At 38.4% G+C, this 16091-nt stretch carries 16 protein-coding genes; 11 read left to right on the top strand and 5 right to left on the bottom strand.

Annotated elements, in window-relative coordinates; genetic code table 11:
- Positions 1-36: 36 nt before the first annotated feature.
- The 3 genes from EQG61_RS12405 (at position 37) to EQG61_RS12415 (ending at position 4463) form a co-directional block, all read left to right on the top strand.
- Positions 37-2034, top strand: a complete 1998-nt coding sequence (locus EQG61_RS12405; protein ID WP_129462266.1) for a KUP/HAK/KT family potassium transporter — start codon at positions 37-39, stop codon at positions 2032-2034.
- A 125-nt stretch (positions 2035-2159) separates the two neighbouring features.
- The gene (locus EQG61_RS12410; protein WP_129462267.1) at positions 2160-3371 is read left to right on the top strand and encodes an RsmB/NOP family class I SAM-dependent RNA methyltransferase; all 1212 of its coding nucleotides are present in this window, start codon (positions 2160-2162) and stop codon (positions 3369-3371) included.
- A 9-nt stretch (positions 3372-3380) separates the two neighbouring features.
- The gene (locus EQG61_RS12415) at positions 3381-4463 is read left to right on the top strand and encodes an endonuclease (RefSeq protein WP_129462268.1); all 1083 of its coding nucleotides are present in this window, start codon (positions 3381-3383) and stop codon (positions 4461-4463) included.
- A gap of 34 nt (positions 4464-4497) precedes the next feature.
- Here the strand turns inward: EQG61_RS12415 and EQG61_RS12420 are convergent, their stop codons facing one another.
- Together EQG61_RS12420 and EQG61_RS12425 are read right to left on the bottom strand one after the other, a co-directional pair.
- Positions 4498-5538, bottom strand: a complete 1041-nt coding sequence (locus tag EQG61_RS12420; protein ID WP_129462269.1) for an RluA family pseudouridine synthase — start codon at positions 5536-5538, stop codon at positions 4498-4500.
- Entirely contained in the window at positions 5528-6148 is a 621-nt protein-coding gene (locus tag EQG61_RS12425) for a PASTA domain-containing protein (RefSeq protein ID WP_129462270.1), read from the bottom strand. Before EQG61_RS12425 ends, EQG61_RS12420 begins: the two co-directional genes overlap by 11 nt.
- 82 nt (positions 6149-6230) lie before the next feature.
- On the opposite strand from EQG61_RS12425, the gene EQG61_RS12430 reads away from it, so the two are divergent.
- The 3 genes from EQG61_RS12430 to coaD are packed head-to-tail and all read left to right on the top strand — an operon-like array spanning position 6231 to position 8332.
- A complete protein-coding gene (locus tag EQG61_RS12430) occupies positions 6231-7220 on the top strand; it encodes a D-alanine--D-alanine ligase (protein WP_129462271.1) in 990 nt (329 codons plus the stop codon).
- Positions 7217-7840, top strand: coding sequence for a hypothetical protein (locus tag EQG61_RS12435; RefSeq protein WP_129462272.1), 624 nt, complete (start codon positions 7217-7219; stop codon positions 7838-7840). Before EQG61_RS12430 ends, EQG61_RS12435 begins: the two co-directional genes overlap by 4 nt.
- A 33-nt stretch (positions 7841-7873) precedes the next feature.
- Positions 7874-8332, top strand: a complete 459-nt coding sequence (coaD, locus tag EQG61_RS12440; RefSeq protein WP_129462273.1) for a pantetheine-phosphate adenylyltransferase — start codon at positions 7874-7876, stop codon at positions 8330-8332.
- Here coaD and EQG61_RS12445 read toward each other — a convergent pair whose 3' ends face one another.
- Complete coding sequence (locus EQG61_RS12445) at positions 8333-8935, bottom strand: NUDIX hydrolase (protein ID WP_129462274.1); 603 nt, start codon at positions 8933-8935, stop codon at positions 8333-8335. It lies immediately after the preceding gene.
- Positions 8936-8942: 7 nt separating this feature from the next.
- Here EQG61_RS12445 and pyrE point away from each other — a divergent pair, with 7 nt between their 5' ends.
- The gene (pyrE, locus tag EQG61_RS12450) at positions 8943-9593 is read left to right on the top strand and encodes an orotate phosphoribosyltransferase (RefSeq protein ID WP_129462275.1); all 651 of its coding nucleotides are present in this window, start codon (positions 8943-8945) and stop codon (positions 9591-9593) included.
- 6 nt (positions 9594-9599) lie between these two features.
- Positions 9600-9992: an SRPBCC family protein gene (locus tag EQG61_RS12455; RefSeq protein ID WP_129462276.1), complete on the top strand. Its 393-nt coding sequence runs from the start codon at positions 9600-9602 to the stop codon at positions 9990-9992.
- A gap of 37 nt (positions 9993-10029) precedes the next feature.
- Here the strand turns inward: EQG61_RS12455 and EQG61_RS12460 are convergent, their stop codons facing one another.
- Positions 10030-12159: an elongation factor G gene (locus EQG61_RS12460; RefSeq protein WP_129462277.1), complete on the bottom strand. Its 2130-nt coding sequence runs from the start codon at positions 12157-12159 to the stop codon at positions 10030-10032.
- 76 nt (positions 12160-12235) lie between these two features.
- Positions 12236-12967 carry a biotin--[acetyl-CoA-carboxylase] ligase gene (locus tag EQG61_RS12465; protein WP_129462278.1) on the bottom strand — a complete coding sequence of 244 codons (732 nt, stop codon included), beginning with the start codon at positions 12965-12967 and terminating at the stop codon, positions 12236-12238.
- Positions 12968-13062: 95 nt separating this feature from the next.
- On the opposite strand from EQG61_RS12465, the gene rsfS reads away from it, so the two are divergent.
- The 3 genes from rsfS (at position 13063) to EQG61_RS12480 (ending at position 16089) form a co-directional block, all read left to right on the top strand.
- The gene (rsfS, locus tag EQG61_RS12470) at positions 13063-13434 is read left to right on the top strand and encodes a ribosome silencing factor (RefSeq protein ID WP_129462279.1); all 372 of its coding nucleotides are present in this window, start codon (positions 13063-13065) and stop codon (positions 13432-13434) included.
- A gap of 17 nt (positions 13435-13451) precedes the next feature.
- Positions 13452-15383, top strand: coding sequence for an ATP-dependent zinc metalloprotease FtsH (ftsH, locus tag EQG61_RS12475; RefSeq protein WP_129462280.1), 1932 nt, complete (start codon positions 13452-13454; stop codon positions 15381-15383).
- A 106-nt stretch (positions 15384-15489) separates the two neighbouring features.
- Positions 15490-16089: a lactate utilization protein B/C gene (locus tag EQG61_RS12480; RefSeq protein WP_129462281.1), complete on the top strand. Its 600-nt coding sequence runs from the start codon at positions 15490-15492 to the stop codon at positions 16087-16089.
- The last annotated feature ends 2 nt before the right edge of the window (positions 16090-16091 follow it).

The following is a 16091-nucleotide window of genomic DNA, read 5'->3' on the forward strand; positions in this document are numbered from 1 at the left end:
AAGTAATACCTTTGTACACTTTTTTAATATTTTTTTATGAGTTCGCATTCACATCAAAATCTCCATGGCAAACTTTCTGCTGCGGGATTATTGGTAACCCTGGGGATAATCTATGGAGACATTGGTACTTCCCCATTGTATGTAATGAAAGCCATTATCGGCGACAGTCCGATATCACAAGATTTAATTTTAGGAGGTCTATCCTGTATTTTTTGGACCCTAACATTACAAACTACATTAAAGTACGTTATCCTGACCTTGGGAGCAGATAACCATGGTGAAGGCGGTATTTTTGCCTTGTATGCTTTGGTGAAACGCACGAAAATTCAGTGGTTAATCGTTCCTGCTATTATTGGCGGTAGTGCCCTTTTAGCCGACGGTATTATTACTCCACCCGTATCGGTTTCTTCTGCGGTTGAAGGATTACGCAACTTTAATCCAGATATTCCTACTATTCCGATTGTTATCAGTATTTTATTTGTATTGTTTACGATACAACAGTTTGGTTCCAAGTTGGTTGGGAAATTCTTTGCCCCAATGATGTTGATTTGGTTTACCATGTTGGGCGTTTTGGGTGTTATCCAAATGACACAAAATTTAAATGTATTTAAAGCTTTAAATCCCTATTATGCCTATCACCTTTTAACCAGCGATATTAGCGATCAGGGGTTTTTTATTCTAGGAGCTGTATTTTTATGTACAACTGGGGCTGAAGCCTTGTATTCGGACATGGGACACTGTGGACGTAAAAACATTCGAGTGAGTTGGATGTTTGTCAAAACTACGTTGATCTTAAATTACTTCGGACAAGGAGCCTATTTACTATCTCATGAAGGACTAACCTTGATGGATTTAGGAAGTTCGAACCCGAATCCGTTTTATTTAATTATGGCTAAGTGGTTCCAACCTATCGGAATCGTAGTGGCAACATTAGCGGCTGTAATTGCATCACAAGCATTAATTAGCGGTTCGTTTACCTTAATTAATGAGGCGATGCGCTTGAATTTCTGGCCAAAAGTTCGCATCAAATTCCCCACCGATCAAAAAGGTCAGTTATACATTCCGTCCATCAACTGGTTACTATTTTTAGGTTGTGTTGGAATCGTGTTGTACTTCAAAGAATCCAGCAATATGGAACATGCGTATGGATTAGCCATTATTCTGTGCATGATTATGACCACCATTTTGTTAAACTATTATTTGATCATGAAAAGGGTGAAATGGTACTTCATTGCCCCATTAATCATCACTTATTTAGCCATCGAATTTAGTTTCTTAGCTGCTAACATTGTCAAATTCATGGACGGAGGTTTTGTTACGCTTTTCATCGCCTTACTTTTGATCGGGATCATGTCTACTTGGTATTTAGCGAAAAAGATTAGTAAAAACTACACCAAAATTGTAAAAATTGACAATTATAAAAAGGTTTTGGCTGAATTGAGTTTGGACTTATCCATCCCAAAGTATGCGACTCATTTGGTGTACATGACCAACTCCAACCGAACCGATGAAATTGAAGAAAAAGTGATGTACTCCATTCTTCAAAAACGTCCGAAACGTGCCGATATGTACTGGTTTATCCATGTGAATGTATTGAACGAACCCTATCGTAAAGAATATAAAGTTACCGAGATTATTAAAGATGATTTGTACCGTATCGACTTCTATTTGGGCTTCCGTGAAGCGACAAAAATCAATTTGATGTTTAAGGAAGTAATTAAAGATATGGTTCATAATGGTGAAGTGGACATTACCAGCCGTTATGAATCCTTAAATAAAAACAATATTATCGGAGATTTCAAATTTGTCTTATCTGAGAAATTTTTGTCTAATGACAGTGACATAACCTTCTTTGAAAACATCGTAATGAATTCATATTTCGTTTTGAAAAAATACTCCCTCTCTGAAGAAAAAGGGTTTGGTTTGGATTCGAGTTCGGTAAAAGTCGAACAGTTCCCAATGGTTTTGCATGCGCCCGAACGAATCGAGATGCGCCGATTGGACCATCAAAATTGTGAATTAGAAAAAAATTAAAATAAGGAAAAGCAGTTCGATTTGAACTGCTTTTTTTATCCAATAAAATCGCTTCGAAGTATTTTAAAATTCCTGTTTATCAAAATGAAAAAATGCCCTACATTTGCAGGCTTACTTTTTTTACAATGAGATTACACCGTAATTTAGTTTTTACTACGATTGATGCCCTTCATGCGATTTTCAATGAAGGCGAATATGCCGACAAAGTGGTTGCCCGTTCGCTCAAAAAAGACAAACGCTGGGGAAGTCACGATCGAAAATTTGTAGCAGAGACGATTTACGACCTGGTTCGTTGGAAACGATTGTATGCAGAAATTGCGGAAGTAAAAGCTCCTTTTGATCGGGATAAACTATGGCGAATGTTTGCCGTATGGGCCGTATTACGTGGTTATCCTCTACCCGATTGGAAATATTTTGAAGATACCCCGCAACGAAAAATCAAAGGTCGATTTGACGAATTATCCAAAGTGCGTAAACTGCGCGAGTCTATTCCGGATTGGATGGACGAAATTGGAGTTCAAGAATTGGGTGAAGAAATTTGGACTAAAGAAATTGCAGCACAAAATCGCTTGGCTGATGTGGTGCTTCGCGTCAACACTTTAAAAACTACGCGTGAGAAAGTGAGAGCCCGATTAATGGACTTGAACATTGTCACCGAACCCATACCCAATTTACCTGACGGGTTGATTTTACCCGAACGTGCCAATGTATTCTTAACCGATGTCTTTAAAGAAGGTTGGTTTGAGGTACAAGACGGTTCATCCCAATTGGTTGCACCTTTATTGGATGTCAAACCTGGAATGAAAGTCGTAGATGCTTGCGCAGGTGCGGGAGGAAAAACCTTGCATTTAGCATCCCTAATGGAAAACAAAGGACAAATCATTGCCATGGATTTGTACGAAAGCAAATTAAAAGAATCCAAATTACGTGCCCGTAGAAATGGCGCTCACAATATTGATTACCGTGTGATTGACTCCACAAAAGTCATCAAAAAACTTCATGAAAAAGCAGACCGTGTCTTGATTGACGCACCTTGTAGTGGATTGGGCGTATTAAAACGCAATCCCGATTCGAAATGGAAATTGCAACCCGAATTTCTAGATAACATCCGAAAAGTACAAGCTGAAGTTTTGGAAAATTATTCCAAAATGGTTAAGCCGGGCGGCAAATTAGTCTATGCTACTTGTTCCATCTTACCTTCTGAAAATCAGGAACAAATTAAGCATTTTTTAAGCACTGAAACTGGGAAATCCTTTACCTTTGTCAAGGATGTAAAAGTCCTTGCCCACGAATCAGGATTCGACGGCTTCTATATGGCCTTATTAGAACGAAAATAAACTTAACGAATGAATAAAATTTTTACAGTATTGGCAACCTTTGCCATCGGGATTTTGTCGGCTCAAAACGGAGCCCCAGCAAATCCATATTACAACGGATTCAACTGGACATTAACCGGAATGAGTCTCAAAGATGCCTTAGCTACTAAAATTACAACAACACATACCAATGAATTAACTTACACACCAGGTGTTTGGAACGCCATTAAAGCAGTAGATTTAGATCCAACAAATACAGCCAATGTATTATTGGTATATGGTTGGGAATCTGGAAGTGATGCCGACGTAACCAATGACCGCACCCGTGATAAAAATGCGAATAGCGGGACAAATGGTGACTGGAATCGCGAACATATTTATGCCCAGTCATTGGGAACGCCCGATTTAGGTCAAATCGGACCCGGTGCTGATGCACACATGCTTCGTGCTTGTGATGTCCAACGTAATGCCTCTCGTGGAAATCGTTTGTATGCTACAGGTTCTGGCACAGCATCATATACAATTGGAGCTAACAATTGGTATCCTGGTGACGAATGGAAAGGTGATATTGCTCGAATTCTAATGTATATGTACTTACGCTATGGTTCACAATGTTTGCCTACAGCTGTTGTGGTGGGTTCTCCTGTCGCATCGGATAGCAATATGATTGATTTATTATTGCAATGGAACGCCGATGATCCGGTTACTCAAAATGAAGATAACCGAAACACTTACATGAACAATACGAGTAATACGTATGCACAAGGCAATCGCAATCCTTTCATTGATAATCCGTATTTAGCGACACGTATTTGGGGCGGACCTGTGGCTCAGAACCGTTGGCCGAATATCTTTTTGGCCAATGATCATTTTGACACAACTGATGTGGGTATTTTCCCAAATCCATCCAACAATCATGCGGTTTATGTGCAGACGAATACAAGTATTGATCGCATTGCTGTGTATAATTTAAATGGACAAGAAGTGATGCACTTCGAACACCCTTCTTTTGCCAATGAACAATTGCAAATTGAAAATATACCCAGTGGTTTCTATTTCTTTAAATTAGAATCCGGTTTGGAATCGGTTACCCAAAAGGTAATCATCAACTAAAAAAAGCCTCCGAAATAATATCGGAGGCTTTTTTTTATTCTTCTTCTAACGTATGCGATTTGGAATAGGTGCGCCATTTCTCCACACATTCCACTAAATCATTCGGGATTTCTGAGTCAAATCGCATCATTTCTCCCGTTACAGGATGCACAAACCCTAATGTCTTGGCATGAAGCGCCTGACGGGGTAATACTTTAAAACAATTTTCCACAAATTGCTTGTATTTGGTGAAGGTTGTTCCTTTAAGTATGGCATTACCTCCGTAACGTTCATCATTGAATAATGTATGTCCGATGTGCTTCATGTGCACACGGATTTGGTGGGTGCGACCCGTTTCTAATTTACAAGAAACCAAGGTCACATAGCCCAATCGTTCCAAGACTTTATAATGAGTAACCGCATGTTTTCCTATTTCTGAATCCTCAAAAACGGCCATTTGCATACGGTCGCGAACATGTCGGGCAATATTACCCTCGATAGTTCCTGCATCATCTTCAACATTTCCCCAAACCAAAGCCACATATTCACGCTCTGATGTTTTTTCTTCAAATTGCTTGGCCAGATGAGTCATCGCTTGTTCGGTTTTGGCAACCACTAACAATCCTGAAGTATCTTTATCAATGCGATGCACCAAACCTGGACGTTCTGAACTATTCAACGGTAAACGATTTCCATAATGATAGGCTAAAGCATTGACCAATGTTCCCGTGTAATTTCCATGCCCCGGATGTACTACCAATCCTGGGGGTTTGTTGATGACAACTAAAGAATCATCTTCATATACGATATCCAAAGGTATGTCTTCGGGGACAATCTTATGTTCGAACGGTGGATGGGTCAGCACAATACGAATAATATCGCCTGGTTTGACTTTATAATTTGACTTCACTCCCGCTTCATTAACCAACACATTACCGCTGTCAGCTGCATTTTGCAATTTATTTCGTGAAATATTGGGGATTTGCAATTGCAAATATTTGTCAATTCGCATCAAACCCTGCCCTTTGGGCACTTCAAATCGGAAATGCTCAAAAAGTTCGTCCTCGGGTTCTAACCATGGGGTATTAGAATCCATCCGTTAAACTATCTTGGGGTTCGGTATCCGGAATAGAATCCGTTTCAGTTTCTTCAAAAACCACTTTTCCATCACCCAAAACGAGATCAATTTTGGAGGATTTCAATACTTTGGTTCCTGCTTTTATTTTTTTTCCATTCATCCACATCTCCAAGACCATATCCTTTCCGATGTAAGGTTTATAAGTAATCTCACCTTCTTGTAATCCAACGGCTTTCAGTGTTGGAACTGCTTGACGATAGGTTTTTTCAACCAAATCAGGAACAGCAACCATGGTATAGGTTGACGCATTGATTTTCACATAAATGGTTCGTCCCCCTTTTACCTTACTACCTGCAGTAGGTTCTTGTTGAACGATGGTTAACTTCGGAAAATCAGCAATATAATCGACCGTATCAATAATTTCATAATCCAAATCTAATTCGTCTAATTTCTCCTCGGCTTGTTCGGGAGTCATTTTACTTAGATTAGGAACGGTAATTTCTTCACCGTGATTGGTTACAAAGGTTATCCAATGAAAAAACAAAAAACCCAACACGGCTACAATTAACAAGGCCGCCGCTGCTTGGGCAAAAAAGACTTTACTGGTCAAATAATTCCGTAAACTCATACGATTCAATTTCTCGCAAAGATAGGATTTTAGTTGCAACAATTATGTTATTTTTGCGAGGTACAATTAAAAAATATCCCCGATGAACGTTGCAGTTGTGATGGGCGGATACTCCGATGAATCGGTAATTTCGCTTCGAAGTGGTCAGTTAATTTTAAACCAATTAGACCGTTCAAAATACAAGCCGTATGAAGTACACATTCTTAAAGAAGGATGGTCAGTTCTTATCGATGGGGAAAAATTCGCAGTAGATAAAAGTGATTTTTCATTTCAACTAGAAGGAAAAAAAATCAAGTTTGATGTAGCTGTAAACACCGTTCACGGCACACCCGGAGAAGACGGCCATTTGCAAGCGTATTGGGAGTTAATTGATGTACCATATACGGGATGTAATTTTTACCAATCGGCACTCACTTTCAACAAAAGAGATACGTTATCGGTACTTTCGAAATTTGATATACCAAAGGCCAAATCGGTGTATTTACGATACGGCGACCCCATTCATGCGGAAGCATTGGTAGCGGAATTAGGTTTGCCTTTTTTCGTAAAACCGAATCAGTCGGGAAGTTCACTTGGCGTTTCCATGGTTCAGTCAATCGACGAATTGGAAAAAGCACTTGCCTTTGCCTTTGCAGAAGATCATGATATTTTAATTGAATCGTATCTAAAAGGAACGGAAGTCTCTGTGGGTGTTTTACGCTATCGCGGGGAAGTTATGGTTTTGGGAATAACAGAAATTGTTTCTCAAAATGCTTTTTTTGATTACGAAGCCAAATACCAAGGTAAATCCGAAGAAATAACGCCTGCCCGATTGGATGCCGCCATTGAAGCTTTGGTGAAAACCACTGCCAAGAAGGCTTATGAGGCTTTGGGAATGACGGGTTTTTCGAGAACCGACTTCATCATCATGGACGGAATTCCGCATTTCATCGAGATGAATACCAATCCGGGGTTGTCGCCACAAAGTATTTTCCCGCAACAAGCCGCTCATGCACAAATTGCCTTTAGTGATTTATTAGACAATGAAATCCGATTAGCATTGGAGCGCAAAACCATTTGGGCTAAGTTATGATTGTCATCTTAGGCACAAAAACGCACTTGCGTCATGCGGCCACCTTTCAAGGAAATTGCCCCCATTGTCAATTGAACCAAGTGGATTTCGAACTCCAATTGTATTGCGATTATACACATTTGACGTTTATTCCGCTATTTCCCGTCAAGCGTCACGGGGAAATTCATTGTACCCACTGCAATGCTTATATTGAATATGCTGATTTACCCCAATCGAGCAAATCAAAAGTAGATGCTATTGCCCATCAAAAAAGAATATTCCCAGTTTGGACTTTTACAGGTTCGGCAGTTATACTAGTAGTGATTTGCCTATTCTTAAAAAATTGGTATGTAAAATCGCATACCGATTACCCACTCGAGCAACTTCAAAAAGGAGATGTTGTGCTTTATGAAACGGAAAATGGCTATTATTCGACATTTAAAATTTTAGAACGAAAAGGGACCACATTTCAAGTGTTGGTCAACGAATATGTCCAAGACACCTATTTTGATTTAGAGGATCTGGATATACCTTCCAACTACGGCAAACAAAAGGAATCGTTGTCATTAGAAGATTTAAATGCGATGGAAGAAAATGGACGCATCGAAGGGATTGAAAAATCAAATTTGAATTCATTTTAAATCGCTAACTTTACATTACTTATTCCAACAACTATGAAACGAGCAATTTTTCCAGGTTCATTTGACCCCATAACGTTAGGACACTTTGATATCATTCAACGAGGAGCTTCCTTGTTTGATGAAATCATTGTTGCCATTGGGGTGAATGCCGAAAAAAAATACATGTTCTCATTGGAAGAACGCAAACGTTTCATTGAAGAAGCCTTTAAAGACGAACCCAAAGTGAGAGTGATCACGTATGAAGGGTTAACTATTGATTTGTGTAAAAAAGAAAAAGCAGATTTTATTCTCAGAGGTTTACGAAATCCCGCTGATTTTGAGTTTGAAAAAGCGATTGCCCATACCAACCGTAAATTGTCCCAAATTGAAACCGTCTTTTTATTGACTGCTTCGCGAACCTCTTATATTTCTTCCAGTATTGTTCGGGATGTATTGCGAAATGGTGGAGATTACACCGTTTTAGTGCCGGATTCTGTTCGGGTGAAAAAATAATTAAATCAAACTATTTTCTTCTTCAAAAAGTAATTTGATATTTTCATACGAATTACCGAGTGCATCACGGACTTCTTCAGGAGATAACCAGGCCACTTTTTCAATACCTTCATTGGCTTGTGGAGTTGGCGTTCCTTTAAAATTGGTTTTCATTTCGAACCAATGGGTAATTTTCAATCGGTATTTGCCACCTCGTTTAAAGATGTGATACGTTTTTTGAAGTTTACGGGTAATTTTTAATTGATTGACTCCTGTTTCTTCTTCCACTTCACGTAATGCGGTATCTTCTATGTCTTCATTTTTTTCAATGCCGCCTTTGGGTAAATCCCATTTTCCATTGCGATAGATAAAAAGAACCTTGCCTTCTGCATTGTAAACTAAACCACCGCCGGCCTTTTTCACAGGAATTTTCTCTTTTACCTTTTTTAAAATTTCTTTTTCATCCGGATAGTACAAATAGGCTTTCTTAATCTTGTTATTGAACATCTTTACAATAAGCTGCTCGATGTCAACGCTTTCCAACAAAAACAATTGAAAGTCGGTTTCCTTGGCGACCTCGTTTGTCAAAAAAAGTGGCTTATCGTTTACAAAAACTTTATACATTTGTACTATGATTTTTAATACTGCAACTGCCGAGAAAACTGCCGAATTGCTCTTACAAATAAACGCAATTAAATTAAATCCGTCAAATCCTTTTTTATGGGCTTCCGGATGGCACTCCCCTATTTATTGTGACAACCGCCTAACTCTTTCATTTCCAGCGATTCGAAATTTCATTCGCGATGAATTTGCCAAAAATATTGAAGAAAAATACGGCAAACCCGATGTTATTGCTGGTGTTGCTACCGGTGCAATTGGTATCGGAATTTTAGTGGCAGAAGAAATGGGACTTCCGTTTGTCTATGTTCGACCCGAACCCAAAAAACACGGTCGTAAAAATCAAGTGGAAGGTTTCCTTCAAAAAGGGCAAAATGTGGTTGTCGTTGAAGATTTAATCAGTACGGGAAACAGTAGTTTACTTGCGGTTGAAGCCCTTCGTGAAGCGGGCGCCAATGTAAAAGGTATGGCTGCCATTTTTTCCTATGGTTTTGAAATTGCCAAAGCGAATTTTGAAAACGCGAATGTGAATTTAAACACCTTAAGTGATTACGAACATTTACTCCCTTTAGCGGTAGCAAAACAATATATCAACGAAAACGAATTAAGCACATTACAAGACTGGCGTATGCATCCAGACACCTGGAATGTCGCTGTAAAATAATATATTATGCAATTAGAAAGTCCGAAAGTCGCCGTATCCAAATCAGCTGAATATCTATTCAACGCATTAACGGATGTCAAAAATTTTGAAAAATTAATGCCTGAAAACATTGCAAAGTTTGAAGTAACGGATGAAAACACTTTTTTATTTGGTTTAAGTGGGATGCCCGAAATTAAATTACGTTTGAAAGAACAAACGCCACACAGCTACATCAAATTAGGTGCTGCCAGTGATAAAGTTCCTTTTACGCTCATCGCCAATATTGAAAATACAGGACCCGAAAGTGCAAATATACAATTGCAATTTGAAGGCGAATTCAATGCGATGATGGCGATGATGGTTAAAGGTCCGATCACCAAATTTCTCGAAACCCTATCGTCTAATATGGGCAAATTATAAAATCAAAAAATCCCGATAGAAATCGGGATTTTTTTTTTTACACTTCGGCAATCTCATGAACCTGATCCTTTACCAATTGCTTTTGAATTTCAAAAGGTAATGGTTGATAGCCTCCCGTTTCTAATGTAAATCTAGCTCTTCCTTGGGATAAAGCGCGTATTTCTTTACCCAAATCATCCATAGCTTCATAAGGAACATGGGCATGTATTTTTGTGAAATGGCCTTCTGCATCCATTCCTTCAACGACACCTCGGTGTGTTTGTATCGCACTCATAAGTGATCCAGTCAAATTTTCTGGAGTATGAATTAAAATGTGATAATAAGGCTCTAAAAGTAAAGGATCTGCTTGATAAAAACAGGTTTTAAAGGCCATCATCCCTGCCGTTTTAAAGGCCAAATCATTACTATCTACACTGTGCATTTTTCCATCAAAAACGAGGACTCGTACATCCCGAACATAAGAGCCTGTTAAAGGTCCCTCCTGCATTTTCTCCATAATTCCTTTTAGAATTGAAGCGTGAAATCGGGTGTCAATAGCACCGCCTACGATACAATTATAATACATCAATTTACCACCCCAAGGCAAATCAATCGATTCTGAACTTCGAATTGGGTATCCTTTGGGCTCTTCGATTCCGTCATACCAAGGTTCGATTTTCATGGCAATTTCAGCAAACTGACCGGCACCTCCGGTTTGTTTTTTATGACGGTAAACAGTTTCAGCTGCTTTTCGAATCGTTTCACGGTAGGGAATTTTTGGAGCAACAAATTGCACGTGCAACTTAGCTGATTGTTCTAATTTCCAACGAATCACAGACAAATGCAATTCACCTTGACAATGAATTAAAGTTTGTTTCAATTCGGGAGACACTTCAATTTTTATGGTAGGATCTTCTTCAATTAATTGATGTAACGCTTGAGATAACTTTTCTTCTTCTCCTTTAATTGTGCTTTCTACGGCTCGAGTTAAAACGGATTCAGGATAAGGAATTGGAGGTAATTCTACAGGAAATCCTTTCGCATGTAATGTATTGTGGGTATGGGTATTTTTAAGTTTTAATGTCGCACCAATATCACCTGCTACCATCTCATTAACTGAATTGCGTTTGTTAGCAACCATTTCGAAAATTTGATGAATACGTTCAACCTGACCTGTATTCTCATTGGTCAACTCGTCTCCAACTCGTATTTTTCCAGAAAGCACTTTGAAAAATGACAAATCCCCTACATGGGGTTCTGTCAGCGTTTTATAGATGTAAATTGCAGTTGGTTCGTTTTCATTACATGAAATCGCTTTTCCTTCAATGGTAATTTCGTTGGGCATTTCATTTGCGGAAGGACAAACATGATCAATAAATTCCATTAATCGATTGACACCTCTATTTTTTAAACCCGACAAACAGAATACAGGAAATAATTCATGGTGAATTAACGCTTGATGCAAGCCTTCTTTCATTTCTACTTCTGTCAACGAACCCTGTTCAAAAAATCGTTCCATCAAAGTTTCATCATAACCAGCAATGGCTTCTACTAATTCTTGATGCAACTGATTGGCTTTTTCTAAGTGAATATCAGGAATTTCTTCAACTGCAACCGTTCCATCAGTATCCGAATACCGGTACAATTTCATGTGCAATACATCAATTACGGCATCAAATGAAGCTCCTGAGTGAATAGGATATTGCACAATGACTACTTTTCGCCCAAAATGTTGAATGGCTTCTTGAACTGTAGCGTCAAAATCAGCCGATTCATGATCGATTTGATTCACTGCCAAAAGCATCGGTAATTTGTAGTTATCGGTATATTCCCATATAATATCCGTTCCGACTTCCACCCCGGTTACCGCATTCAATAGCATTACACCACAATCGGCAACACGCATGGCGCCAATAATTTCACCTGAAAAATCATCACTACCTGGAGTATCTAAAACATTGATTTTAAAGCCTTCCCATTGTGTAGCAATTAATTTCGAAAAAAAGGATTTTCCCTTTTCTTGTTCTAAATCGGTATAGTCTGCTAAGGTGTTTTTTTCTTCGATTGTTCCTCTTCTACTGAGAAATCCGGCATTATAAGCCATTGCTTCAGCTAATGTAGTTTTACCACTACCGGTATGGCCCACTAAAACAATATTTTTTATGTGTTGAATATCAAAATTTGCCATTGTACTTCGAATTTAAAGTTTATCCCTTCAAAGTTCCGAAGCTAATAGGAAATGAATCATGACATTCGTCATACATCTAATACAATAAGCGAATTTCTTTAACCCCAAAATGTTGAATTGTATCATCTTCCTGCATGACGTGCAAACGTCCGTTTGTATCGACATCTTGAATAATCCCCATAAATCGGGTCCCATCAGGTAATTCAAAAGGCATGGGAATTCCTTTTTTGAAAAGATGCGCTTTATAAAAATCCCATAAAACATCCGTTCTTCCTTCAACAATCAAGGTGGTATATTCAATCAACTGGTGAACAATTTCATGACAAAGTAAATCGGGATCAAACTCCTGACCTGACACGTTCAAAAGTGAGGTTGCCTGTGGCAGATGATCAAAATTTTGCTGATTCACATTGAGTCCGACACCAATCACAGCCTCTATTTCTGTGTCCGACTTGAATAAATTCTCTATTAAAATACCAGCGACTTTCTTTTGGGCTGACAGAATGTCGTTGGGCCATTTGATGCTTAAATTAGGAATTTTGTGGGCTTCCAAAACGGTAAAAATACTGCAGGCTATGGCAATATTTAAGTGAAAAATAGATTCTGGCGATTGGATGATTTTTTTAACCAAAACACTCATTATCAGATTTTTACCCGACTCCGTTTCCCATGAAGCACCCATTTGACCACGCCCGTTGGTTTGCGTTTGCGCAGTGACTGTAGTGAAATTTTCAAGCAGATTTTGCCGTGAAATTTCTTTTAAATAATCATTGGTCGAACCTATGGCATCGAGTTTGATAAATTGCATGGGATAACGGATAAAAAAATGATTTTTAAACTTCTGTTAAGCCTCAAAAATAATGACAAAAAATAATACCTTTGCAAAATTAGACGCTATTTTAAATGACGAAAAAAGAAGTTAGTACCGATGTCCTCTTAGCAGGCATCATTAAAGGAATTGAAGAAGTTAAAGGAAATGAACTTGACATCCTGGATTTAAGAGAAATAGATACGGCTGTGTGTGATTATTTTGTGATTTGTACCGGTACTTCCAATACACAAGTAAATGCTATTGTGAACTCTGTTCAGAAAGTAGTCTCCAAAGAATTTAAAGAAAAACCTTGGCATGTTGAAGGAACTGACAACGGAGAGTGGGTATTGATGGATTATGTGAGTATTGTTGTCCATGTATTCCAAAAAGAACCCCGAGACTATTACAATATCGAAGGATTATGGGGTGATGCCAAAATTACCCGAATAGAAACCAATTACTAAAAAGCACGCTACATATTATGTCAGAAGATAAAAAACCGAATAACGGGATGCGTTTCAGCCCTTGGTGGGTAACAGGAGCGGTTCTTTTCTTGCTTATTGCACTCAACATTATGGGTGGAACAGCCTTAGAAGATCCTACTTCGATAAGCGTATCTCAATTTGATGCCTTGTTAAACAAAGGAGAAATTCAAAAAGTAGTAGTGTATAATAAGTCAAAAGCCGAAGCGTATTTGACTGAAAAAGCACAAAATAGCAAACAACATGAAAAAGTAGTCAAAGATGTTTTTGGATCCAAAAACAAAGGACCACATTATGTTTTTGATATTGGAAATGACGAACTTTTTGAAAAAGAATTGGCTGATGCCGTAGCGCATAAAAAATTAGTGAATTACCAATTTGAACAACGCAGCGATTGGTCTAGCTTTTTAGTCAATTTATTGCCTTTCATCTTACTGATTGGAGTTTGGTTGTATTTTATGCGTCGCATGTCTGGTGGCGGTGCCGGCGGTGGCGGTGGTCAGATTTTTAATATTGGAAAATCCCGCGCCCGTTTATTTGATGAAAAAAACGATGTAAAAGTAACCTTTAAAGATGTTGCTGGATTAGAAGGCGCAAAAGAAGAAGTGCAAGAAATTGTAGAATTCTTGAAAAACCCCGAAAAGTATACTTCCTTAGGAGGTAAAATACCAAAAGGTGCTTTATTGGTCGGACCTCCAGGAACTGGTAAAACCTTATTAGCGAAAGCGGTAGCAGGTGAAGCACAAGTTCCCTTTTTCTCTTTATCAGGATCTGATTTCGTGGAAATGTTTGTGGGTGTTGGAGCGTCTCGTGTACGTGATTTATTCAAACAAGCAAAAGACAAATCTCCAGCTATTATTTTCATTGATGAAATTGATGCTGTAGGTCGTGCACGTGGAAAAAATAATTTTTCAGGATCTAACGATGAACGGGAAAATACCCTAAACCAACTACTGACAGAAATGGATGGTTTTGGCACAAATACCCATGTCATTGTACTTGCGGCGACCAACCGTGCCGATATCTTGGACAAAGCCTTGATGCGTGCAGGTCGTTTTGACCGTCAAATTTATGTGGACTTACCGGACATTCGCGAACGTAAAGAAATTTTTGAAGTTCACTTGGGTCCGCTGAAAAAAGCCGAAGGTTTGGATACTGAATTTTTAGCTAAACAAACGCCAGGATTCTCAGGGGCTGATATTGCTAATGTTTGTAATGAAGCAGCCTTGATTGCGGCACGTAATAACAAAACATCGGTAGACAAACAAGACTTCTTGGATGCGGTGGATCGTATTGTTGGTGGATTAGAAAAGAAAAATAAAATTGTTACTGCAGAAGAAAAACGAGCAATTGCCGTTCACGAAGCAGGTCATGCTACAGTGAGTTGGATGCTAGAACACGCTGCTCCATTAATCAAAGTAACGATTGTACCACGAGGACAAAGTTTAGGCGCTGCTTGGTATTTACCCGAAGAACGCTTGATTGTTCGCCCCAACCAAATGTTGGATGAAATGTGTGCCACCATGGGTGGACGTGCCGCTGAAAAAGTAGTGTTTGATACAATTTCTACTGGAGCTTTATCTGATTTGGAAAAAGTAACCCGTCAAGCAAGAGCGATGGTAACCATTTACGGATTGAATGAAAAGATTGGAAATATCACCTATTACGACTCCAGCGGACAATCCGAATACAATTTCAACAAACCGTATTCTGAAGAAACGGCCGTTTTAATTGATAAAGAGATTTCAGAATTGGTAGAAGGTCAATACCAACGTGCGATACAGTTACTTCAAGAAAACAAAGAAAAGCTATTGCAACTCGCTGATATTCTGATTGAAAAAGAAGTGATTTTCAAAGACGATTTGGAAACCATTTTCGGTAAACGTCCTTTCGAATCCAATCAAGATTCCGAAAGCGTTATCGCTGAATAAAATCTTATTAACAAAATTTTAAAAATCTTAATTCGAATCGTTTTTTGAATTAAGATTTTTTTATCTTTGAAATATTCCAACCTTTTTAAAGAATTATACCCAATATATGAGTCTTTTCAGAAAAATATTTGGTTCCGGCCACGATGATTCCGATGAGGAAAACCAAAGTGAATATAATTCCCCAAAACCTTCCAACCTACCCGTAGATGAACAGTTCACCTTCAATTTCAAAAAAAATGGAGGAAAATTTATCTATTGTGAAAACTTAAACGAAGTCAAAGAACAATTCGAAAATATATTAGAAGAAAACGATTGGTTTGAAAAAGAAGTTTTGTGTTATGAATCCAAACTTTTTCATCTACTTGATGAAAACCGACTTCCCTATCAATCGGTTACCCAACCCACCTTTTTGTTTGCTAGTTGTGAAAATTTAATTGCTGATGAAGGTTCCGTTTTGTTTTCTTCCAATCAAATTCGTCAAAATCGCGCCGAACAATTACCTGCTAACATTGTTATATTAGCTACTACTAGCCAGATTTTAGAGTCTAAAAGCGATGGGTTGCGCATGATTAAAAAGAAATACGTCAAAGAATTCCCCACAAACATTACGACCATTAAATACTTTGAAAAAGCTAAAGAAGAAGATTTTTTAACCTACGGTAGTTGTTATAAGAATCTTTACCTACTTCTTTTAGAAGATTTGTAATA

The organism is Flavobacterium stagni, from assembly GCF_004122105.1.
GTDB lineage: Bacteria > Bacteroidota > Bacteroidia > Flavobacteriales > Flavobacteriaceae > Flavobacterium > Flavobacterium stagni.

Coding starts and splice junctions, on each gene's coding strand:
- EQG61_RS12455 (WP_129462276.1), top strand. CDS start 9,600: ATGCAATTAGAAAGTCCGAAAGTCGCCGTATCCAAATCAGCTGAATAT.
- EQG61_RS12465 (WP_129462278.1), bottom strand. CDS start 12,967: ATGCAATTTATCAAACTCGATGCCATAGGTTCGACCAATGATTATTTA.
- EQG61_RS12430 (WP_129462271.1), top strand. CDS start 6,231: ATGAACGTTGCAGTTGTGATGGGCGGATACTCCGATGAATCGGTAATT.
- EQG61_RS12445 (WP_129462274.1), bottom strand. CDS start 8,935: ATGTATAAAGTTTTTGTAAACGATAAGCCACTTTTTTTGACAAACGAG.
- EQG61_RS12435 (WP_129462272.1), top strand. CDS start 7,217: ATGATTGTCATCTTAGGCACAAAAACGCACTTGCGTCATGCGGCCACC.
- EQG61_RS12460 (WP_129462277.1), bottom strand. CDS start 12,159: ATGGCAAATTTTGATATTCAACACATAAAAAATATTGTTTTAGTGGGC.
- EQG61_RS12405 (WP_129462266.1), top strand. CDS start 37: ATGAGTTCGCATTCACATCAAAATCTCCATGGCAAACTTTCTGCTGCG.
- ftsH (WP_129462280.1), top strand. CDS start 13,452: ATGTCAGAAGATAAAAAACCGAATAACGGGATGCGTTTCAGCCCTTGG.
- pyrE (WP_129462275.1), top strand. CDS start 8,943: ATGATTTTTAATACTGCAACTGCCGAGAAAACTGCCGAATTGCTCTTA.
- EQG61_RS12480 (WP_129462281.1), top strand. CDS start 15,490: ATGAGTCTTTTCAGAAAAATATTTGGTTCCGGCCACGATGATTCCGAT.
- EQG61_RS12420 (WP_129462269.1), bottom strand. CDS start 5,538: ATGGATTCTAATACCCCATGGTTAGAACCCGAGGACGAACTTTTTGAG.
- EQG61_RS12425 (WP_129462270.1), bottom strand. CDS start 6,148: ATGAGTTTACGGAATTATTTGACCAGTAAAGTCTTTTTTGCCCAAGCA.
- rsfS (WP_129462279.1), top strand. CDS start 13,063: ATGACGAAAAAAGAAGTTAGTACCGATGTCCTCTTAGCAGGCATCATT.
- coaD (WP_129462273.1), top strand. CDS start 7,874: ATGAAACGAGCAATTTTTCCAGGTTCATTTGACCCCATAACGTTAGGA.
- EQG61_RS12415 (WP_129462268.1), top strand. CDS start 3,381: ATGAATAAAATTTTTACAGTATTGGCAACCTTTGCCATCGGGATTTTG.
- EQG61_RS12410 (WP_129462267.1), top strand. CDS start 2,160: ATGAGATTACACCGTAATTTAGTTTTTACTACGATTGATGCCCTTCAT.